Annotated in this window: 20 protein-coding genes; 18 read left to right on the top strand and 2 right to left on the bottom strand. The window is 72.2% G+C overall.

All coding sequences use genetic code 11. The features are described 5' to 3' along the window. Positions 1-78: 78 nt before the first annotated feature. On the top strand, positions 79-1,257 hold the full coding sequence (locus AB0368_RS26805; protein WP_366156729.1) for an HD domain-containing phosphohydrolase: 1,179 nt from the start codon (positions 79-81) through the stop codon (positions 1,255-1,257). Here AB0368_RS26805 and AB0368_RS26810 read toward each other — a convergent pair. After that, positions 1,244-2,443, bottom strand: coding sequence for a response regulator (locus AB0368_RS26810; protein WP_366156730.1), 1,200 nt, complete (start codon positions 2,441-2,443; stop codon positions 1,244-1,246). The genes AB0368_RS26805 and AB0368_RS26810 overlap by 14 nt on opposite strands. Then, entirely contained in the window at positions 2,440-4,602 is a 2,163-nt protein-coding gene (locus AB0368_RS26815; RefSeq protein WP_366156731.1) for an ATP-binding protein, read from the bottom strand. Before AB0368_RS26815 ends, AB0368_RS26810 begins: the two co-directional genes overlap by 4 nt. Positions 4,603-4,802: 200 nt before the next feature. Here AB0368_RS26815 and AB0368_RS26820 point away from each other — a divergent pair, with 200 nt between their 5' ends. From AB0368_RS26820 to AB0368_RS26900, 17 genes are all read left to right on the top strand, one after another. Next, on the top strand, positions 4,803-6,347 hold the full coding sequence (locus AB0368_RS26820) for an ATP-binding protein (protein ID WP_366156732.1): 1,545 nt from the start codon (positions 4,803-4,805) through the stop codon (positions 6,345-6,347). After that, positions 6,344-7,534, top strand: coding sequence for a response regulator (locus AB0368_RS26825; protein WP_366156733.1), 1,191 nt, complete (start codon positions 6,344-6,346; stop codon positions 7,532-7,534). The genes AB0368_RS26820 and AB0368_RS26825 overlap by 4 nt, the downstream gene beginning before the upstream one ends. Positions 7,535-7,539: 5 nt before the next feature. Continuing rightward, positions 7,540-7,923: a response regulator transcription factor gene (locus AB0368_RS26830; protein WP_366156734.1), complete on the top strand. Its 384-nt coding sequence runs from the start codon at positions 7,540-7,542 to the stop codon at positions 7,921-7,923. A 140-nt stretch (positions 7,924-8,063) separates the two neighbouring features. After that, entirely contained in the window at positions 8,064-9,734 is a 1,671-nt protein-coding gene (locus AB0368_RS26835) for a S8 family peptidase (protein WP_366156735.1), read from the top strand. Further along, entirely contained in the window at positions 9,695-11,998 is a 2,304-nt protein-coding gene (locus AB0368_RS26840) for an ATP-binding protein (RefSeq protein WP_366156736.1), read from the top strand. The genes AB0368_RS26835 and AB0368_RS26840 overlap by 40 nt, the downstream gene beginning before the upstream one ends. Positions 11,999-12,150: 152 nt before the next feature. Beyond that, a complete protein-coding gene (locus AB0368_RS26845; RefSeq protein ID WP_366156737.1) occupies positions 12,151-12,585 on the top strand; it encodes a glycosyltransferase in 435 nt (144 codons plus the stop codon). Between the two features lie 144 nt (positions 12,586-12,729). Beyond that, positions 12,730-13,485, top strand: a complete 756-nt coding sequence (locus tag AB0368_RS26850) for an EAL domain-containing protein (protein WP_366156738.1) — start codon at positions 12,730-12,732, stop codon at positions 13,483-13,485. A gap of 88 nt (positions 13,486-13,573) precedes the next feature. Further along, on the top strand, positions 13,574-14,263 hold the full coding sequence (locus tag AB0368_RS26855; RefSeq protein WP_366156739.1) for a response regulator transcription factor: 690 nt from the start codon (positions 13,574-13,576) through the stop codon (positions 14,261-14,263). 230 nt (positions 14,264-14,493) lie between these two features. After that, on the top strand, positions 14,494-15,687 hold the full coding sequence (locus AB0368_RS26860; protein WP_366156740.1) for a glycosyltransferase: 1,194 nt from the start codon (positions 14,494-14,496) through the stop codon (positions 15,685-15,687). Beyond that, the gene (locus tag AB0368_RS26865; protein WP_366156741.1) at positions 15,684-16,979 is read left to right on the top strand and encodes an oligosaccharide flippase family protein; all 1,296 of its coding nucleotides are present in this window, start codon (positions 15,684-15,686) and stop codon (positions 16,977-16,979) included. The genes AB0368_RS26860 and AB0368_RS26865 overlap by 4 nt, the downstream gene beginning before the upstream one ends. After that, positions 16,976-17,815: a dolichyl-phosphate beta-glucosyltransferase gene (locus AB0368_RS26870; RefSeq protein ID WP_366156742.1), complete on the top strand. Its 840-nt coding sequence runs from the start codon at positions 16,976-16,978 to the stop codon at positions 17,813-17,815. The genes AB0368_RS26865 and AB0368_RS26870 overlap by 4 nt, the downstream gene beginning before the upstream one ends. Then, positions 17,815-18,159, top strand: coding sequence for an STAS domain-containing protein (locus AB0368_RS26875; RefSeq protein ID WP_366156743.1), 345 nt, complete (start codon positions 17,815-17,817; stop codon positions 18,157-18,159). Before AB0368_RS26870 ends, AB0368_RS26875 begins: the two co-directional genes overlap by 1 nt. Continuing rightward, positions 18,156-19,550, top strand: a complete 1,395-nt coding sequence (locus tag AB0368_RS26880) for a PP2C family protein-serine/threonine phosphatase (RefSeq protein WP_366156744.1) — start codon at positions 18,156-18,158, stop codon at positions 19,548-19,550. The genes AB0368_RS26875 and AB0368_RS26880 overlap by 4 nt, the downstream gene beginning before the upstream one ends. Beyond that, a complete protein-coding gene (locus tag AB0368_RS26885; protein ID WP_366156745.1) occupies positions 19,547-19,966 on the top strand; it encodes an ATP-binding protein in 420 nt (139 codons plus the stop codon). The genes AB0368_RS26880 and AB0368_RS26885 overlap by 4 nt, the downstream gene beginning before the upstream one ends. Before the next feature lie 65 nt (positions 19,967-20,031). Next, positions 20,032-20,343, top strand: coding sequence for an STAS domain-containing protein (locus AB0368_RS26890; RefSeq protein WP_366156746.1), 312 nt, complete (start codon positions 20,032-20,034; stop codon positions 20,341-20,343). Positions 20,344-20,348: 5 nt separating this feature from the next. Beyond that, positions 20,349-20,741 carry a response regulator gene (locus AB0368_RS26895; protein WP_366156747.1) on the top strand — a complete coding sequence of 131 codons (393 nt, stop codon included), beginning with the start codon at positions 20,349-20,351 and terminating at the stop codon, positions 20,739-20,741. Beyond that, positions 20,738-21,694 (top strand): endonuclease/exonuclease/phosphatase family protein, encoded by a 957-nt coding sequence (locus AB0368_RS26900; RefSeq protein WP_366156748.1) that lies wholly within the window; start codon positions 20,738-20,740, stop codon positions 21,692-21,694. Before AB0368_RS26895 ends, AB0368_RS26900 begins: the two co-directional genes overlap by 4 nt. Positions 21,695-21,696: the final 2 nt, after the last annotated feature.

The following is a 21,696-nucleotide window of genomic DNA, read 5'->3' on the forward strand; positions in this document are numbered from 1 at the left end:
CCCCCGCCGACCGGCCCGTCACCGGCGTTTTCCGCCACTTCGGGCGATGAGTACGGATAGCGTGGGTCTGCTGGCTGGGTGATTGGGGCGACGATGACGGTCTCGGGTACACGTCCGCGGATCCTGCTCGTGGACGACGAGGCGAACCTCCTCGACGGGCTGCGGCGTCAGCTCCGCCGCGAGTTCGACGTCGAGACCGCCGTCGGCGCGGCGAAGGGCCTCTTCGCTCTGCGGCAGCCGGAGCCGTTCGAGGTGATCGTCTCGGACTTCCTGATGCCGGGCATCAACGGGGCCGAGTTCCTCGCGGCCGCCCGCAAGGTGGCGCCCGACACCACCCGCATGTTGCTCACCGGGCACACCGACCTGGAGGACGCCGCGAAGACGGTGAACCAGGGCCAGGTCTTCCGGATGCTCCTCAAGCCGGTCGATCCGGAGACGATGAGCGCCGCCCTGCGCGACTGCGTGGCCCAGCACCGGCTGGTGGTGGCGGAGCGGGAGCTGCTGGAACGGACCCTCAACGGCAGCGTCATGGCCCTCAACGACGTGCTTTCCCTGTCCAACCCGGATGCGTTCGGAAAGGCCAACCGGCTGTCGCGGCGCGCCGCCCAGATCCTCGACGCCTACCCCGACGAGGTCGAGGACCGCTGGGCCGCCGAACTCGCGGTCATGCTGTCCCAGATCGGGATCGTCTCCCTGCCGCCCGTGGTAGCGGAGAAGCTCGCCCTGGGCGCCGAGCTGACCCGCGCCGAGCAGGCGATGGCCGACGACCTCCCGGAGGTGGCGGTCCACATCATCTCCCCGATCCCCCGCCTGGAGAACGTGGCCGAGGCCATCCGGTACTCCCGGAAGAATTTCGACGGTTCGGGAGCTCCGCTGGACCACGTGGAGGGCGAGCGGATCCCGTTCGGCGGGCGGCTGATCCACATCGTCCAGGACTACGACGAGCTGATCTCGCACGGGTCGAGCCCGGCCGTCGCCGCGGCGACCCTCGGCGGGCGGGCAGGCTACTACGACCCGGTGCTGCTGGAGGCGCTGGACGCGGCCACGGCGATCTCCGACGGCGAGACGGTGCGGTCGGTGACACTTGACGAACTGCGGTCCGGGATGGTGCTCGCAGGCCCGGTGACCAGCAAGAGCAATGTCCGGCTGGTCAGCGCGGGCCAGGAGGTCTCGGTCAGCCTGATCACGCGCCTGCGCAACTTCGCCGCGCTCGAGGACGGGGTCGCCGAGCCGCTGCTGATCGTCAGCCCGGCCTAGGCGACCGTTCCCGCCGCCACCGGGCGACCGCTTCGCGTACCGGCTCGCTGAGCGCCTCGTCGTCGAGGGCCGCCGCCTCACCGCGCGCTCCGCAGACGGGTTCGAGCTCCGCCTCGACGACCCGGTGCGCGAGGGCGACAGCCGACGCGGGGTCGGTGGCGTCCCCGGCCAGGGGCGGCTCGTGATGGGCCGAGGCGGCCTCGATCACCGGTTCGGGCAGCGACCAGAGCCGCAACAGGCGCGCCCCGATCTCCCTGTGGTCCACCCCGAAGGCGTCCGACTCCAGGTGACAGAGCGGCGCACCGGTGATCTCACGCCAGTGCGCGAGCACCCCGGCGAACTCGGCGGGCCGGGAGGAGGCGAGGACGAGCTGCCCGACCTCGTGCAGCAGCCCGGCGGTGAAGGCGTGGCCCTCCCACTCCCGTCCGTCGGCGAACCGCCGGGCGAGCCGCGAGGTCTCGACGGCGTGCAACGTCAGACCCTCGATCCACACCGGGGGCAGGATCCCGTCCGGATCGAACTCGCGGATCAGATCGTGCATGAACACCAGGCCCCGCACGGTGGGCAGGCCGAGCAGCGCGGTTGCCTGCACCACGCCGTTGACCTTGCGGCCCATCGCGTACGCGGACGAGTTCACCAGGTGCAGCACCTTGGCGGCGACCGCCGGGTCCCGCTCGAGCACGAGCCCGACCGACTGCGCGCTCGCGTCCTCCGTGGCGAGCGCGTCGATGATTTCGACGAGGGTCTGCGGCGGGCTCGGCAGCGACTCGATCACCGCCACGTCGCGCCGGACCGCGTCGTCGGCCGCCGTCGGGCTCACCGCGATGAGCCGCTCGACCGCGGTGACGATCTGCTCGGGCGTACTGGGCTTGTTGATGAACTCGTGCGCCAGCACCATGATCCGCAGCAGGTTGTCCTCGTTGGTCTGCCCGGACAGGATGACCCGGGCGATCGCCGGGAACTCCTTGCGGACGCGTTCGAGCAACTGCGCGCCGTCCATGCCGGGCATGCGGTAGTCGGTGACGATCACGTCGCAGTGCCGGCTGTGCAGCGTGTCCAGCGCGGCCTGACCGCCCTCCACGAAGGACATGTCCCACCGGTCGCGGTGGGTCCGCAGCATGCGCCGCAGACCGCTGAGGATCCGCGGCTCGTCGTCGACGAACACGATGTGCGGCCGGTCTGTCATGCGGTCGCCTCCGCCATGTCGTTGCCCTGGGCCAGATCGACCGGCAGCCGGACCGTGAATACCGTGCCCTCGCCCTGCTCGCTCGTGAAGTCCACCGACCCGCCGTGCCGGTCGACCACGAGGGTGCGGACCAGCGCGAGGCCCTGCCCGGTGCCGGTGCCGACCTCCTTGGTGGTGAAGAACGGGTCGAACAGCTTGTCGGCGATCTCCGGGGGCACCCCGGTGCCGGTGTCCGCGACCTCGATGACCACCTGGGAGTCCTCCTGCCGGGTGCTGACCCGGATCCTGCCCCGGCCGCGGTCGGCGGCGCCGATGGCGTGGGCGGCGTTGACCACCAGGTTGAGCACGACCTGGTTGATGTCGCCCAGGTGGCAGTGCACCAGCGGGAGGTCGGCGAAGTCGGTCTCGACGTCGGCGACGTACTTGATCTCGTTGTTCGCGACGATCAGCGTGTTGGCGATCGCCTCGCTGAGGTTCGCCTGGGCCTTCTCCTCGCTGCCCGGGTGCCCGAAGGCCTTCATGGCGCGGACGATGTTCGCCACCCGGCTGATGCCCTCCAGGCTCTGCTGCAGCGCCATCGGCACCTCCTCCATCAGGAAGTCGATGTCGATCTCTTCCGCGATCCGCTCGACGTTCTCGATGACCGTGGCGCACTCGGCACCCTTGCGCGCCGCGTCCGCCAGTTCCCGGTATGCCTCGTGCAGCCGGTTGAGGTCGGCGAAGGCCGTCTCCAGGAACCGGGCGTTGTCGCCGACGAACTGGATCGGCGTGTTGATCTCGTGCGCGATGCCCGCGGCCAGCCGCCCCACCGACTCCAGCTTCTGCGAGTGCCTCAGTTCCAGCTCCAGCGCCTGCCGTTCGGAGACGTCGCGGGCGTTGAAGACGATGCTCCGGGAGCCGTCGTGCTCGTTGACGTAGTCGATGACCGCTTCCACGCTGATCCACGGCGCATCCTCGCGGCTGCGGATCCGGCACGGACGGGCCGCCGGTACGCCGGGGCCGGCCGCGGCGGCGAGGATCTCCTCGAGGTCGTCGGGATGCAGCAGCGACCACAGGTCCCGTCCGGTCAGGGCCGCGCCGGACTCGCCCAGCAGGGTCTGCGTGCCGGGGTTGGCGAAGCGGATGACGCCCGCCTCGCTCGCCAGGACCAGCGCGTCCGGGGAGTGGTCGACGACCGCGCTGAGCCGGGAGCGGTTGAGCAGCTGGTCGAGCGTCAGGGCGGCCTCGTCCGCGAGCGTCTTCACCGGCGCCGACAGGTCGTCCGTGGCCCGGCCGTTCATGGCGAGCACGAGCAGGCCGAAGCATGAGCCGTGCACGGCCAGGGGCGCGAGGGCGACGCCCGGGTGGGGCCGCAGCCGGAACACCTCGCAGGCTTCCTCCGCCGCGACGTCGGTCAGGTACTCGAATCCGCCCGGATTCAGGACCGCCCGGGCGCGCTCGGGGAGCGCCGCCAGCTCGGCGACCCAGCCTGGGGCCTCCGCACCGACGTCGCCGGCCGCGGCGACCACGTGCAGGGCCGGCCCCGCGACGGTGACCACCAGTGCGGCGCTCACCTCCTCGTCCATGCTGAGCGCGGCGCCGAGGGTGACGTCCATGGCCTCTTCGCGGGTGGTGGCGGCGACCAGGCCCGCCCCGGCCGAGGCCGCCGCCCGCTCGCGGGCGGCCGACCGGTCCCGAGCCGCGCTGGCCCGGGCGAGCACGTGGTTCACCACCAGCGCGACGAACGCCGTCAGCAGCAGGGAGACGGTGGCCTCGGCCGTGGCTTCGAAGACGACGACGCCCGCCACCATGATCGCCACCAGCGTCGCGACCGCCAGCGCCTTCTCGCGCAGCCCGCCGTAGAGGGCCCGGAAGTTCACCCACATGAAGCAGAGGCCGACGGTCGTGCGGTAGTCGGAGGCACCGGCGACCAGGCAGACGGCGGCTCCCTCGGCCACCCAGCTCCAGGCGGGGAACCGCTGGCGCCGGTAACCGGCGTAGAGCCAGGCGACGAGGAGAAGGGTCGTGGCGACGGCCGCGACGCGGTAGGGCGGCGAGGACCGGTGCACGCCCCAGAGGCCGGCGAACGGCCAGATGAGCAGGAAGACGAAGAACAGGGCACGAACCTGTCCGAGCATGGTGGTGGAACCGCGGACCCACCGCTGCATGCTTGCCGGCATGCCGTCCATACCTTGACCCCCGGTCGTCCCGGTGTGCGCTTCTTCCTCCCTATCGGCGGCCGCGGCGGGTCGTACAGTTTTCGGCCAACCGGAGGACCCACCGTTTTTCCGGCCTCAGATGTGCCGGGGAGGAGCCGATGGGCAGAAAGGGACCGCCGGGCGCGGAAGCCGCGAAAGGGTGAGCCGTGGGGGAAGATCGGATGACCGACGTGTCGGCGCTTCTCGAGACGATCGAGGCCGCCGTGCCGGCCGGCGTCGCCTTTCTCGACGGGGAGCTGCGGTTCGTCCGGGGCGGCGCCGGGTTCGCGGCGGTGGCCGGCCGGTCGGCGGCCGACCTCGCCGGCCTGACGGTGCCCGAGGCCCTGCCCGCGCTCTCGGACCGGCTGGAACCCGTCCTGCGCGAGGTCACGCGGACGCGGACCCCGGTCGTCGGGATGCGGTTCGAAACCGGGGAATCCGCCGCGCCGGATCACGCCCGGATCTGGCGGGTCGACTGCCGGCCGCTGCCGGGCGACGGGCCGGCCGGGCTGTGTCTGGTCCTGACCGACGTCACCGCCCACACCTTCGCCACCGCGTTCCGGACCGCGTTCATGCAGGACATGCCGGAGGGCCTCTACACCGTCGACGCCGAGGGCGGGATCACCTCCCTCAACCGCGCGGCGTCGGAGATGCTCGGCTGGTCCCAGGAGGAGCTGCTGGGCCGGCCCGCGCACGCCACCGTGCACCTGCCGGGCTCCGACGGCACGCCGGTGCCCGACGCCGACTGTCCCCTGCGCAGGCCCGCGGCCTCGATCGACGAGGTGTTCGTCCGCAAGGACAGGTCGACGTTCCAGGTCGTCTGCTCGGTGGCCCCGCTGCGGGTCGGCTCGGACACCGCGGGCCGGGTCGTGACCTTCCGCGACGTCACCGAGACCCGGCGAGCGGACCTCGCGGCCCACCACGACCAGAAACTCGAGTCGCTGGGGCGGCTCTCCGCGGGCCTGGCCCACGAGATCAACACGCCGATCCAGTTCGTCGGCGACAACACCCGCTTCCTTGCGGACGCCTACGAGGACATGTGGCAGCTGCTCATGGTCTATCGCGAATGCATGGCCGTGGAGCTCGGCGAGGTCTCATGGGACGAGCGCACCGCCCGTGCCCGGGAGGCCGAGGCCAAGGCGGACCTCGAATACCTGGTCGCCGAGATCCCGGCCGCGGTGAAGCAGACCCTCGAGGGCGTGGAGCGGGTGGCGTCCCTGGTCCGGGCGATGAAGTCGTTCAGCTACAAGGACACCGCCGAGCAGTCGTACGCCGACATCAACGAGGCGATCCGCACAACGCTGACCGTCGCCCGCAACGAGGTCAAGTACGTCGCGGACGTGGAGCTGGACCTCGACGAGCTGCCCGAGGTGCTGTGCCACCGAGGCGACCTCAACCAGGTGTTCCTCAACCTGCTCGTCAACGCCGCCGACGCCATGGAGGGCCGGCCGGACCGGGGCCGGATCACGATCAGCTCGCGGCTCGACGGGCCGGACGTCGTCATCCGCTTCACCGACGACGGCAGCGGCATCCCCGAGCACATCCGCCAGTCCATCTTCGACCCCTTCTTCACCACCAAGGGCGTGGGCAAGGGCACCGGTCAGGGACTGGCCCTGGCCCGGGCGGTGCTGGACCGGCACGGCGGCTCCATCGACGTGCAGTCGGTGCCGGGCGAGGGCACCACCTTCACGCTGCGGCTGCCGGCGGACGGACGCCAGGACTCATGAGCACGCCGCGGGTGCTGTTCGTCGACGACGAACCGCGGATCCTCGACGGGCTGCGCCGGTCGCTGCGCGGCCGCCGCGGCGACTGGGACATGGAGTTCGCGGTCGGCGCCGCCGAGGCCCTGGAGCTGCTCGCGGCGGCGCCGTACGACGTGGTGGTCTCCGACATGCGGATGCCCGGCATGGACGGCGCCGAGCTGCTGACCGAGATCAGCCGGATCTACCCGGCGACGGCCCGGGTGGTGCTGTCCGGCCACATCGAGGAGGACGCGATCGTCCAGGTCGCCATGGCCGGCCACCGCTTCCTGACCAAGCCCTCGGACCCGGAGAGCCTGACCGGGGTGATCGACCAGCTCCTGCTGCGCACCTCGGGCTCCCATCCCGGGCCGGCCCGCCGCATCGCCGGCGCGATCCGGTCCATCCCGGTGCTGCCCGGGCACGCCGACGGCATCGCCGCGCTCCTGAGCCCCGACGCCAACCTCGATGCGGCGGTAAGCGCCGCCACCCACGACATCGGGCTGGCCGCCAAGCTCCTGCAGCTGTCCAACTCACGGTTCTTCGGCGCGCGCCCGCGCAACTACTCCATCGAGGCGATCGTGCACGCGATGGGCGTACCGATGATCCAGGCCGTTGCGCAGGCCAGCGGCCGGTCGTGGTCCCCGCCCGGCTGGTATCCGGACGCCGCACCGGTGCTGGAGACGACCTGGTGCCACGCCTGCGCGACCGCCCGGCTGGTCGAGCGGCTGGCCTCGCCGGCGAACCGGCCGCAGGCCCAGGCGGCGGCGCTGCTGCAGGACGCCGGCCGGCTCATCTGCCTGGCCCGCGCGGACGGCGAGCCGGCCGCCGCCATCGACCTCGATGCCGACACGCGTGACGACGTGCCGTTCCGCGACGTCGCCGTGGAGCTGCTGCACCTGTGGGGCGTCCAGCCCCCGATCGTCGGCGCGGTCGCCCATCGGGACGCGCCGCATCGGCCGGACCCCTCCGGGCTCGGCGTCGCCGGTGCCGTGCGGGCCGCCCACCTGCTCATCGCCCAGGCAGAGAACGGGCCCGGGCCGGACGACCAGGAACTCGCTCTGCTGCTCGCCCATCCGCAGCTGCAGGCACAGGCGGTCGACTGGCGTAAGGCGGCCGAGGAGGCCGTACGGCAGGCCGAACCCTCGGCCTGCGGCGCGGGGAGAGCGAGGTGACATCCGTGGCACGCATCCTGGTGGTCGACGACGACCCGGGAATCCGCAGTCTGCTCACCGACGTGCTGGAGATGGAGGATTACGAGGTCACCGTGGCGGTGGACGGGCTGGCCGCGCTGCAAGCCGTGGAGACCGTCGGCCCGGACTTCGTCATCCTCGACGTGATGATGCCCGGCCTGGACGGCTTCGCGGTGCTCTCCGCGATCCGCGCCCTGGACGGCGAGCCCGTGCCCGTCCTCATGCTCACCGCGGCGGCCGAGCCGGGTACCAACACCCGCGCGTGGGCCGACGGCGTGGACTACTACCTGGCCAAGCCGTTCACCGCGGACGCCGTCCTCGACCTGATCGACGGTGTGCTCAGCCAGCAGGTCCGGGTGAACGACCTGTGACCGCGTTGTCCCGAACCTCAATTTCCGCTCAAGTCGGCCACCGGGCCGCCGATGCTCCTTCCACGCGTCGGCACCCGGTCCCCACCGTGCGCCGCCGCGGCAGACGAGATCGTTCCGCCGACATGCGAGGTGCGTAGGCCATGAAACACAACCGCCGACGGGGAGTCGCGCTCGCCGCGGCCGCCGTCGTCACGATGACCGCCCTGCCGGTGTCCGCGGCCGCGCACACCGCCTCCGGGCCGTGGCATGAGGTAGTGGTGACCGGGGCGGGCGCCGACGCCGCCGCGCGCGCCGTCGAGTCGGCCGGGGGCCGGGTCCTGGCCAGCCTCCCGCTCGCCCACGGCGTCGCGGCGCTCCTGCCGCAGGACGGAACGCTTCCCGCGGGGTGGACGGTCGTTCCCCAGCGCGAGCTCACCGTCGCCGACGCCACGGCCGACGCGGCCGGGACCGCCACCACCGTGCGCCAGATGCTCGGCATGCCCGCGAAGGGCAACGAGGGCGACGGCGTCACGGTCGCCGTGGTCGACACCGGCATCGCCGACGTGCCGGACCTCGCCGGCCGCGTCGCGAAGCACCTCGACCTGACCGGTACGGGCGAAGGCGACGGCTACGGCCACGGCACCTTCATGGCGGGCCTGATCGCCGCCTCGGGTGCCGCCTCGGGCGGGGCCTACCGCGGCGTCGCCCCCGCAGCCGACCTGATCGACGTGAAGGTCGCCGACGCGGACGGGCGTACGGACCTCATCACCGTCCTGCGCGGCCTGCAGTGGGTCAGCGACCACCGCAAGGACGTCCAGGTCCTGAACCTGTCGCTGTCGGCGGAGAGCCCGCTGCCGTACCAGGTGGACCCGCTGAACCAGGCCCTCGAGTCGCTGTGGCGTCAGGGCGTCGCGGTGGTCGTACCGTCCGGCAACGACGGTCCCGGCATCGGCTCGGTGACCTCGCCCGGCAACGACCCGGTCCTGCTCACCACCGGCGGGCTGGACGCGTCCGGCACGGCGGACCGCGGCGACGACGTGGTCGGCGTGTGGTCCGGCCGCGGTCCGACCCAGCAGGGCGACGCCAAGCCCGACATGGTCGCCGCGGGTGGCCACGTGGTCAGCCTGCGCTCGCCGGGCAGCGTGGTGGACCGGGGCAACCCGGCGGCCCGCGTCGGCGACGTCTACTTCCGGGGCTCCGGCACGTCGATGGCGGCCGCCGTCACCTCCGGCGCCGTCGCCGCGACGCTGGCCGTGCAGCCGAAGCTCGGTCCCGACGCGATCAAGAACCTGCTGGTCTCGACCGCCTACCCGAGCCCGGGGCTGACCGCCGCGGCCGGTGGCGGTGCGGGCGGCCTCGACGTCGCCCGGGTGCTGGCCGCCGCCCCCAAGTGGCGCACCAGCAAGGCCCAGAGCGACTACGACGAGGACACCGCCGCCGTCGGCCGGGACGCCAAGCGCTGGGCCGCCTTCACCGACGCGGTCGTCGCCGGCGACGGCGACGCCGCCGAGCGGGCGTGGAACAAGCTGAGCCCGGCGTCGCGGGACTGGGCCGCCCGGGCCTGGGCGCAGCTCGACCCCGCGGCACGGGCCTGGGCGGCACGCGCCTGGGCGGCGCGGGCCTGGGCCGGCGCGGACGGCAGTTGGGCGGCACGCGCCTGGGCCGCCCGGGCATGGGCGGCGCGGGCCTGGGCCTCCGACGACTGGGCGGCGCGCGCCTGGGCGGACGCCGACTGGACCGCACGCGCCTGGGCAGGTGAGGACTGGGCCGCACGCGCCTGGGCCGCCGACCGGTGGAGCGCCTCGTCCTGGGCCTGGTTGCCCAGGTCGTGACCGCCGAGCCGCACGACGCCGGCCGCCCGCTCCTGCAGCGGGCGGCCGGCGCCGTGCGCGCGTACGTCCGGGACCCGATCCTGCGGCGGGTGGCGGGGGTCGGCACCCTCGGTGCCGGCCTCGGCGCCGTCGTGGTGCTCGCCATGCCGGGCCGCGGAAGCGTGCTCGGGGGCTCGGGCGTGCCCATGGCCTGGCTCGTGCCGGGACTCGTCGTGCTCACCTGCCTCGCCGAGATCACGGTGGTGCGGTTGCGCCACGGCGAGGCCGTCGAGGAGCTGAGCCTGTACGAGGCGGCCCTCATCATCGACGTCCTGCTCCTGCCGCCGCGGCACGCCCTGCTCGCCGCCGTCGCGGGCCTGGTGCTGGCCACCCTGGTCCAGCGGCGCCCGGCGGTGAAGGCCGCGTTCAACCTCGGTACGTACACCGCCGCCGTGTCGGTGCTCATCCTGCTGGTGCACCTGATGGGCGGCGCGGCCGGCACCGTGACCGCACCCGTGCTGGCCGGCGTCCTGGCCGGCACGCTGGCCTTCACGGCGGTGAACCTGTGCTGCCTGGCCCAGATCCTCGGGTTCATCAACGGCGTCGCCCCGTGGACCGTCATCCGGTCGGAAGCCCGACTGTCGCTCTACATGGCGGTCGGGACCATGGCGACCGGGCTGACGACCACCGTCATCGCGCTGCACGCTCCCCTGCTGCTGCCGTTCATGGCCATGCCGGCCCTCGCCGTCACGTACGCGTACCGGGCCGCGGCCCGCGAGGCCGACGAGCGGGCCCGGTCCGCCTGCCTGCTGCAGTTGTCGCACGCCCTCGCGGAACGGGAGGACGTCGTCCGGCAGTTCCTGGTCCTGGTCCGCGAGGCCTTCGACGCCGACGTGGGCGTCATCGCGGTGTCCGAGACGGGCCCGGCGCTGTCCGTGGCGGCCGCCGAGCCCTCCGCCGTGCAGGCCGGGCCGCTGCCGGCGTACCTCGCCCCCTGGCGGGACGCCGACGCGCCGGTGCAGCTGACCGAGAACCTGCCGGCGGGGCTGCGGCACGTGGTGATCGTCCCGGTCGAGGGCGCCGGCCGCCGGCTGGGCATGGCGGCGTTCGCGAGCCGCAGCCGGCGCCGGATCTCGACCGGCGACGTGACGCTGCTGGCCTCGCTGGGCAACGCCCTGGCCGTGGCGATGCGCGGGGCGGAGCACCTGGAGCGGCTCACCGAGGAGCGCAGCAAGCTGCAGGCCGTGGTCGAGCAGTCCGCCGAGGGCATCATGGTGATCGGCGCCGGCGGCCTGGTCCAGGTCTGGAACCAGGCACTGACCGACTTCGTCGGCACCCCCGCCGCCGAGGCGACCGGCCGGCCCGTCGGTGAGCTGCTCGACGTGCCCGCCGAGGAGGAACGGGAGCTGCTCCTGCCCGTCTCGGTGGACGTGCCGCGGGTGGCGACCGAGCTGACGATCCGCCGCAGCGACGGCGAGGAACGGCGGCTGCGGCTCGCGCACTCGGCGATCTTCGCCGCGGATGAGCTCGTCCGCGACGTCGTCGTCATCAGCGACCTCACCCGCGAGTACCGCACCGAGCGGCTGAAGTCCGACTTCATCGCCATGGTGTCGCACGAGCTGCGCACCCCGCTGACGCCGATCATGGGCTACGTCGACCTGTTGCGGACCCGCGGCGAGCGGATGACGCCGCAGAAGCGCCTCGACGCGCTCACGCTGATCGGTGACCGGGCGGCGCATCTCTCCCGGCTGGTGGAGGACCTGCTGCTCGCTTCGAGGTTCGGCGACAACCCGGACGAGGCGTCGCTGCAGGTGAACACCGCTACGCACGACCTGGTCGCGATCGTCCGGCAGGCCGTCGAGGACCTCCGCTCCGACCGGGTGGTCCTGAGCGCGCCGGAGGAGGCCTGGCTCGCCCGGTGCGACAGCGGCCGCACCGTCCAGGTGCTCACCAACCTGATCGGCAACGGGCTCAAGTACTCGGCTGACGACCGTACCGTCGAGGTGAGCATGCGCCGCGACGACCGGATCCTGCACGTCGACGTCCGCGACCGCGGACGCGGCATCCCCTCCGACTCGCTGGAGAAGGTGTTCGAGAAGTTCCACCGGGTCGAGGACCCCATGACGATGAGCACCAGCGGCACGGGCATCGGCCTGTTCATCGCCCGTCAGCTGGCCCGCGCCATGGGCGGCGACGTCACCCTGGAATCCACGATCAACGTCGGGTCCCGCTTCACGCTGGCCCTGCCGGCAGAGGGTCCCGAACCTCCGGGACCCAGGTCCTGACCTGATCCGGATCGCTCGATCTTGGCCGCGGACGCCCGTACGCAGGCTGCCCGCCCCGGAGCTGCCGGTGCTCGCGCAGGCCGGGGAAGGTTTGCGCCCGGCTTGAGAGCGGCCTGAGGTTGCATTGAGGTTGCAGACCGAATCTTCGGGGCATGACCGTCGCACACCTCATCGCCGTCCCGCCCTTCGTCGTCGCGGGCCCCGCACCCCGGGAATCCTCGACGCCGGACCCGGTCGCCGTCGAGTTCACCGTCGTCATCCCGTTCCACAACCCGGGCGCCAAGCTGCGGCGTGCGGTGGAGCGCATGGCCGAGCTCCTGTACGCGCAGAACATCTCGTTCGAGATGATCGCCGTGTCGGGCGGCTCGACCGACGGCTCCGAACGGTCCCTCGGCGACCTGCCCTGGATGCGGATCATCACCGACCGCGAGCTGCAGGACAAGGGCGCCGCCCTGCAGACCGGTCTCGCCGCCGCCGGCGGGGCCTACGTCGGCGTCGTCGACGTCGACGCGGACGTCGAAGTGGACCCGCACGACCTCATCGAGTGTCTGCACCGGGCCCGCGAGCGCGAGGCCGTACTCGCCTGATCCCCCGCCCGCACGACGACCCCGGCACGCCTGGCGTGCCGGGGTCGTGTCGTGTCAGGGCGCCGCCGACCGGGCCGGGAACGCTTGCCGATTACTTGAAACCGGTCTGAGACTGCCTTGAGGGTCGCTGCCGAAACAGAAGGCATGACTCTCACCGCGGCTCCTCTCCCCGCCCTCTACAACGTGCGGGAAGTGATCCACTCGCAGGCGATCCAGCCGACGTTCCAGCCGGTCGTGCACCTGGAGGACGGCGTCGTCAAGGCGTACGAGGCGCTGGCCCGCTTCGACCAGGCGCACTTCCCCAGCCCGGCCGACGCGTTCGCCGCCGCCCTGGAGGCCGGGGTGGGCGTGGACCTTGAGCTGCTGGCGCTGGAGCGGGCGTTCGCGTACCTGGACGAGATGCCCGCCGGGGCGTGGCTGAGCGCGAACCTGTCGGTGGAGGCGCTGCTGACCCCGCGGGTCTGCGCCACCCTCATGGCCCACGCGCCGCGGGGCATCGCCGTCGAGCTGACCGAGCACACCCAGGTGCACGACTACCCGGCGCTGGTGAAGGTGACCGAGGGGCTGCGCGAGGCCGGCATCCTCATCGCCGTCGACGACGCCGGGGCCGGGTTCGCCAGCCTGAGCCACATCCTGCAGCTGCGCCCGGACATCATCAAGCTGGACATCACCCTCACCCGGGGCATCGACAACGACCCGGTCCGGATGGCGCTGGCCCGCTCGCTGGTCGGTTTCGCCGAGGACATCGGCGCCATGCTGATCGCCGAGGGCATCGAAACCGTCGCCGAACACGAGAAATTGCGGGCGCTCGGGGTCAAGCTGGGGCAGGGTTACTTCATGGCCCGGCCCGGGCCGTTGCCGGACCGCGCCGACATCACGGGGGGCATGCGGAACCTTTGATTCGCCCCGGGACGGCCGATAGGACTCGAAGCCGCGCCGAAACAGACGCGGCGCCCATCCGCCGTTCCGCAGGGAAACTGGAGGCCACGTGGCCAGGCCGCGCGCTCTCGTCGTCGAGGACTCACCCGAGTTCATGCTGCTCTGCCAACACCTGCTGGAGCGGGAGGGCTTCGACGTGATCGTCGCGACCGACGGCCGGGGCGCGGTGGAACAGGCCCAGAAGGAGCGGCCCGAGATCGCCATCCTCGACCTCGGCCTGCCCGACGTCGACGGGATCGAGGTGTGCCGCCAGATCCGGTTGTTCACCGACGCCTACATCGTCATGGTCACCGGCCGCACCGACGAGGTGGACAAGGTCGTGGGCCTGTCGGTCGGCGCCGACGACTACGTCACCAAGCCCTTCTCCCCCCGCGAGCTCACCGCCCGGATCCAGGCGATGCGGCGCCGGCCCCGGGCCTCGGCGTCCGGCCCCAGCGCCGCGATCCGCGAGTACGGCAGCCTGCGCATCGACCCCGACGTGCGCGAGGTGACCCTGGACGGCCAGGTGCTCGAGCTGACCAAGATCGAGTTCGGCATCCTCGACCTGCTCTCCTCCGCGCCGCGCCGCACCTTCACCCGCGGCCAGCTGCTCGAGGACGTGTGGGGTGACAACTGGTACGGCGACGACCACATCATCGACGTGCACGTCGGGAACCTGCGCAAGAAGCTCGGCGAGTCCGCCTCGTCCCCACGCCACATCCGTACGCTGCGCGGCGTGGGGTACCGCTTCGAGCCCTGATCCACGGCTGCACCACAGGCACCACGCGCCCCGCGCGTGGTGCCTTTTCGTTTGTCCGGCCCGGGTCCGGAACAACCCAACGGCACCCCGGAACGGACCGAATTCCCCCGCGGCTCGCCCAGACTTTCCTTCATGACTGAGGCCCAGCCCGCCTACGTGATCTGCGCGACGACCGGCACTTGCCTGCCGCTCATCGTTCAGGATCGCGCCTGCGCAACCGACGGAATAGCGTGACTACCGCGACACAGGCGCTGCGGATCGGGGTCGTAACCGCCCTTCCCCCCGGCCGTAACAGCCTCAACGAGTTCGGCTTCCACCTCGTCCGGCACCTCGCCGGGGTACCCGAGGTGTCCGAGGTCGTCGTCTACGCCGACGAGACCGACGCGGGCCCTCCGGCCACCCTGCCGGGCACCCGGAGCGTGGGCTGCTGGCGGTTCAACAGCCCCGCCAACCTGGTGCGGATCCTGCGCGCGGTCCGGGCGACCCGGCCCGACGTGGTGCTGTTCAACCTGCAGTTCGCCACCTTCGGCGACCGCCGGCTGCCCGGCGCGCTGGGCCTGCTGACCCCGGCGGTCCTGCGGCTGCTGGGCGTGCCGAGCGTCGTCGTGCTGCACAACCTCGCGGACAACGTCGACATGCGCGACGCCGGTTTCGCGGGCTCGCGGCTCGCCGCGTGGGTCATGAAGACGGCCGGCCGGGTCCTGACCCGCGCCCTGCTGCGCTCGGACCTCGTCGCGGTGACCATCCCCCGCTACGTCGAGCTGCTGCGGGACCGCTACGGCGCCCGCAACGCCCTGCTCGCCCCGCACGGGAGCTTCGAGGAGCTGGCGGTGCCCTCCTTCGACGTACCGCCCGGCCCGCGGCGGATCCTGGCGTTCGGCAAGTGGGGCACGTACAAGACGGTCGACGTGCTGGTCGAGGCGTACCGGCTGCTGCTGCAGCGCGGTTACGAGGACCTGGAGCTCGTCATCGCCGGCTCGGACAGCCCGAACTCGCCCGGCTACCTCGACGAGGTCGCCCGCCGGTACGCCGACGTGCCGAACGTGGTCCAGACCGGCTACGTGGCCGAGGACGACGTGGCCGGGCTGTTCCGCTCGGCGACCGTGGTGGCGTTCCCGTACACCTCGACGACCGGCAGCTCGGGCGTCCTGCACCAGGCCGGCGAGTACGGCCGGGCGGTGGCGCTGCCCCGGATCGGCGACTTCGTCGAGATCATCGAGGAGGAGGGCTTCCTGGGCACGTACTTCGAGCCGGGCGACGCCGCCAGCCTCGCCGACTCGCTCGCCCTGATGATCGACGACCCCGAGCTGCGTACCGACCTGGGCCGCCGCAACTTCGCCGCCGCAACCGGCATCCCTATGTCGGAGGTCGTGGAGTGGCACGTCATGCACATGCAGCGCGTACTCGCGGGGCGGTCCCGGTGAGCCGGACCGCGGTGCTGCCCGACGAGGCCGCCGCCGGCACCCGGCTGGCCCGGGCCGGCATGGTGCTGGCCCTGGCCACGACCGTCGCGCACGCCGGCAACTACGTGCTCAACCTGCTGATGGCGCGCTGGCTCAGCCCGGCCGAGTTCTCCGACGCCACCCTCATGGTGACTCTGATGGCCGTGGTGACGGCGCTGGCCATGGGCCTGCAGATGGTCACCGCGCGCTCGGTCGGCAACTTCGAGGTCGCGGGCCTGACCGACGTGGCCGACCGGCTCGCCGGACGCCTGCGGCGCTGGGCCTGGTCGTCCGGTATCGCTCTGGCCGCCGTGCTGATCCTGACGGCGCCGCAGTTGCAGCAGGTCTTCCACACCGCATCGGCCTGGCCGTTCGTCGTCCTGGGCCTAGGCATGCCGTACTACCTGGCACAGGCGGTGGGCCGGGGCGCGCTCCAGGGCCGGCTGGCCTTCGGACGGCTCGCCGTCACCTTCCTGGTGGAGATGCTCGTCCGCGTCGGGGTCTCCGTGTCCCTGCTCGCCCTGGGCGGCGGAGTGCCGGGGGTGACCGCCGGGCTGACGGTCTCGTTCATCGCCACCTGGCTGTCGGTTCGCAGTGCGACGGCCAGGCGCAGTCTCGCGCCGAAGGTGCGCGCGACCGACCTCACCGAGATCCGGGCGTACGCCGCCGCGGTGGGACTGCTGCTCGGCGCCCAGATCATCATCACAAACGGCGACGTGCTGATCGCCAAGCACTTCCTCGAGCCGGAGATCGCCGGCGCCTATTCCGCGCTGTCACTGATGGGCCGGGCGGCGTTCTTCCTGTCCTGGTCGGTGGCGACGGTGGTGTTCCCGGCCGCCGCCCGCCGGCACGCCGCCGGACAGAACTCCGACCAGCTGCTGCGCGGCGGTATCTACGCCGTCGCGGGGATCGGCGGCCTCTGCGCCCTGGCGACCGGGCTGTTTGGCAATGTTTTCATCGGAATTTTCCTAGGCTCGACCTACCGGAACCTCGGCGGGCTGCTGACGGTGTACGTCGTCAGCACCACCCTGTTCGCCGTGTCGAACCTGGTGGCCAGCCATTACCTGGCCACCGGGCGCACCACGGAGTCCTGGGCTCTGCTCAGCGGCGCTGTGGTGCAGACGGTGCTGTTGCTGCACTGGAACCACAGCATGCAGGAGCTGGTCCGCGCCCAACTCGTGGCGATGACCGTCCTGGTCGTCCTCGTGGCTGTATGTCGCACCGCCCGCAAGTCCTCCCCTGAACCGACGGTCGAAAGGCGAACCTCCCGATGAACAACAGTGCCTACGAGGCGTACCGGGCTTGGGCGACGCACGAGATCACCGTGCCGCCCGTGGTGTCCGTGGTGATCCCCGCCTACAACGAGGAAGAGCGGATCATCCCGACCATCGGGGCGATCGCCACCTACATGTCGTCCCGCGGCGAGCCGTGGGAGCTCATCGTGGCGGACGACGGCTCCACCGACACGACGGTGAGCCTGCTGCAGAACATGCGGCTGGCCAACATGCGCGTGCTGGTGGCCGCCCGCAACGGCGGCAAGGGCAGCGCGGTGCGACGCGGCGTCATGGCGGCGCGCGGATCGGTGGTCCTCTTCGCCGACGCCGACCAGTCCACGCCGATCGAGCAGTTCGACCGCCTGTACCGCAAGATCGTCGTGGAGGGGTACGACATCGTCATCGCCTCCCGCAGCGCGACCGGCGCCGTGGTGGCGGGCAAGAGCCGCCTCCGCAAGGTGCTCAGCGGCGGCCTGCAGGCCCTGGTGCGCATCGGCGGTGGCCTGGCGATCTCCGACACCCAGTGCGGCTTCAAGCTCTTCACCGCCACGGCGGCCAAGCGCCTGTTCAGCCTCCAGGTCATCGACGGGTTCTCCTTCGACCTCGAGGTGCTCTACCTGGCGCAGAAGAACCGCATGAACATCGCGGAGGTCCCGGTGGAGTGGATCGACGCCCCCGGCTCCACCGTCAACCCGGTGACAGTGACCCTGCAGTTCCTGCGGGAGATGTTCAAGGTCCGGCTGAACTCCGCCCGCGGGCGCTACATGCAGCACAACCACCTCGGCGCCGGCGTAGGGCCGTCGCCCTCGGTCTCGGTTTCCGTAGGAGAGCACTGATGGAGATTCGCAGTGAGCGCTGGGAAGCGCGGCACCTCATCACGCTGACCGGACGCTTCGACGCGCACGAGACGCCACGGTTCCGCGAGCTTCTCGCGGACCTGCTGGCGAACGGCAGCGGCATCGAGGTCGACATCGACCTGTCCGCGGTGCATTTCATCGACTCCAGCGCGCTCGCCGAGCTGCTGCGGGCCGCCCGGGCCGCAGCGGACGTCGGCGCCACCCTGGTGCTGCTCAACCCGTCCGACCCGGTCCGGGTGATCTTCGAGCTCACCGCGCTGGACCAGGCGTTCTCCATCCGGTACGCGCCGACCGTGCCCGACACACCGGGCTTCGCGGGATGAGTGCGGTCCCCGCGACCATGGCGGAGGCCGTCAACACGCTGCTGCGCGCGGCGGGTACGGAACAGGTGCGCCTGGACGTCGGACCGTTCGCGGCCGGATCGGTCCCCGAGGCGGTCACCGCGGCCCAGCACGTCCTCCAGCTGCTCGACCTGCACGAGCAGGCCGAGGAGGAGCTGACGGACGCCCTGGTCGCCGCCCAGGACCGGCTGCTGGCCCTCTACGACCTCACCCGGGTCCAGGCGGAGAGCCGCGACCACGCCGAGGCGCACGAGCGTACGGCCACCGCGGTGCTCACCAGCACCGAGTGCGACAGCGGGGTGCTGGTCGGCGGCGGGCTGCTCTACGAGGCCGGCGACGAGGCCCACTTCCCGGTCCTCACCCGGATCGCGAAGGAGGCTGTTGCCCGCGGGCTGACCGAGCCTGCGGTGTGGCCCGACGCGCCGACGCCGACGATGGTCGCGCCCGTACCGGTGAGCACCTCGCCGGCGCTGGCGATGGCGGTCACCCGTACCCGCGGCCCCGCGTTCGACACCGGCGACGTCAAGCTGGTCGCCGCCGTGGCGGCGGTCATCGGCGGGCTGGTGAACCTGACCCGGCTGCACCGCTCCGAGGTCCGGCGCGCCCAGCTGGAGCAGGAGCACCAGATGGCGTCCGAGCTCGCCCAGGCGGTGCTCTCCACCGAACCCCCACAGGTGCCCGGCGCGGAAGTGTACGCCCGATGCGTACCCGCGAACCTGGCCGGCGGGGACTTCTTCACCTTCGCCCCGCGCGACGGCGCGCTGTGGTTCGCCGTCGGCGACGTCGCCGGGAAGGGCCTGCCGGCCGCCATGATCATGACCCGCGCGGTGACCGCGATCCGCAACGCCTGCGTCGCCGGCCGCTCGGACGACCCGGCCGACGTGGTCAACCAGGTCAACGAGGAGCTCTTCGGATACCTGGTCGACGCGGGCCGGTTCATCACGATGGCCGTCGGGCGCTACCTGCCCGGCTCCGGCCACGTCGACATCTGCAACGCCGGGCACAGCCCGCTGGCCCGCGCCGACCGCTCCGGCGTCACGGTGATCCCGCCGGCGACCCTGCCGATTGGCGCCCTCAGCACGGTGAACGCGCGCTCCCTGCGGCTGCCGTTCGCCGAGGGCGACCTGCTCGTGCTCGGCTCCGACGGCCTGGCCGAGCAGCAGGACCCGCACGGGCGGCTCTTCGGCTACGAGCGGTTCCTGACCGCGGTCGGGAACGCCCACGAGGCCCTGTCGTACGGCCGGCGCCACGACGACGTGCCCGCCCAGGTCGCGAGGCGCCTGTTCGCCGAGGTGGCGCTGCACGCCGCCGACACCCAACCGGACGATGACTGCACCCTGGTCGTTCTGCGCGCCGCGGAGGTGGACCGATGAGCGCCGCACCGCTCGTCCTGCCGGCTGATCACGAGGCGCTGCGTGGGCTCGGGCCGTGGCTCGCCGAGCTGGTCGGCGAACCGCTGCCCGGCGACATGCCCGGCCTGCTCTCCCGCATCGAGCTCGCGCTGCACGAGGTCTGCGTCAACGTCGTGGACCACGCGTACGGCGGCGGGCCGGGCGAGCTGACCATCGCCGGCACGGCCGACGACACGACCGTCGAACTGCGGGTCACCGACTCCGGACGCGCCTTCGAACAGCACGCGGTGGTCGCGCCGCGCGCCGGCGTCCCGCAGATCCGCGGGTACGGCCTCATGATCGTGAAACAGCTGGTGGACGACGTCGACTACGAGCGCGTCGACACCACCAACATCTGCACGCTGCGGTTCTCGCGGCGCGCCGAACCGGCGCTATGACGCCGGCGATCACTCAACTTCGCACCAACGACGCCGATGGGACAGCTGTGGAGACAACGGAGCACATGGACGAAGCCGTAGGTGCCGCGACCGTGGCCCTCAAGGGACGCCTGGACTCGCTCGAGGCCCAGGGGCTGCGGGACACCGTCCGGCGGCTGATCTCGGGCGGCTGCCGGCGGATGGCGATCGACCTCACGGACGTGACCTTCATCGACAGCGCGGGCCTCGCCGTCCTCGTCCGGACCCACCGCGAGCTGCAGGCCTCCGGGGGTGAGTTGACCCTCATCCGGCCGTCCGGGGAGAACGCGAACCGGATCTTCCAGCTGACGCAGTTCGACCAGATCTTCACCATGCGCGACGCCGCGCCGGAGGAGTGACCCCCATGGACGCCGCGACGGAGCCGGTCCTCGTCGTGGAGGACGACGTGGTGTCCCGCATGATCCTCTGCCGGATGCTGCAGCAGATGGGGTACCGGCCCGACACGGCGACGTCCGTCGAGTCGGCGCTCGAACTCGCCGCGAGCATGGACTACTGCCTGATCATCTCGGACTTCCAGCTGCTCGACGGCACCGGCATCGACCTGCTGGACCAGCTCCCGGTGGCGGGCCGGTCCGCCGCGCCCTTCATCCTCGTGACGGGCATCGAGTCCTCGTCCGCCGAGGCCGACGGCTGGCGGCACCGCGTCGACGCCTTCCTGACCAAGCCTGTGCACTCCCGGGAACTGCGGGCGTGCGTCGAGCGGGTCCGCGGGTCCGGCCGGGAACACGTCGGGTGACCACCGCTCTTTTCGTCGTCCTGCTGGTGGCGACGACGCTGATCTACGCCCTGGTGCTGCTGCGCCTGCTGCGACCGGAGGGGTACGCCGCCCTGGTCTGCGCCACCGCGGTCGCGGACTGGTGCATCCTGACGGCGGCGCCGCTCGCCGTGGTCGCCGCGCTGCTGCACCAGCCGGCGCTGGTGATCGTGCTGACCGCGCCGGCCGTGGTACAGATCGGCAGGCTGCTGCGCATGCTCACCATGCACCTGCGGCGTACCGAGCCGGTGGCTGGTCCCCGGCTGCGGCTCGTGACCGCCAACGTGCTGCTCACCAACCCCGCCATGGAAGCCCTCGCCGGTGAGCTCGCCGACCTCGACGCGGACGTCTGCTGCCTCCAGGAGGTCACGGACGAGCACCTGGCCGCGATCAAGGCCGCCGGGCTCCTCGACGCCTATCCCCATGCGGTGCTGGATCCGCGTCCCGGATACAACGGCTCCGCCATCCTCTCGCGGATCCCGCTCGAGCACGCCGCGCCGATCGACGTGGCGGGCGGCCCGATGACCCGGGCCGACCTGCGCCTGCCCGGCGGCGTGATCCGGCTGGTCAACGTGCACACCGAGGCGCCGGTGAACCGGGCGAAGCTGGCGGCGTGGCGCCGCCAGCTCCGGGAGCTGGCCGGGACCACCGCCCCGCCCGGTGCGCACCTGGTGCTCGCCGGCGACTTCAACGCCACCGCGGACCACCGGTCGATGGCCGCGCTGCTGCGTCCCCTGCGCGACGCGTTCGACGAGGCCGGCCGCGGCCTCGGTGCCACCTGGCCGCGCTGGCGCGGGCCGATGCCCACCCTGCTGCGCCTGGACCACATCCTGGTCTCCCCCGGTGTGGCGGTCCGCTCCGCGCGGGCCGAGCACAGCACGGGCAGCGACCACCGCCGGCTGGTCGTCGACCTCGCGGTGCTGGTCAAGAGCTGATC

The sequence above is a fragment of the Actinoplanes sp. NPDC051475 genome (genome assembly GCF_040689425.1).
GTDB lineage: Bacteria > Actinomycetota > Actinomycetes > Mycobacteriales > Micromonosporaceae > Actinoplanes.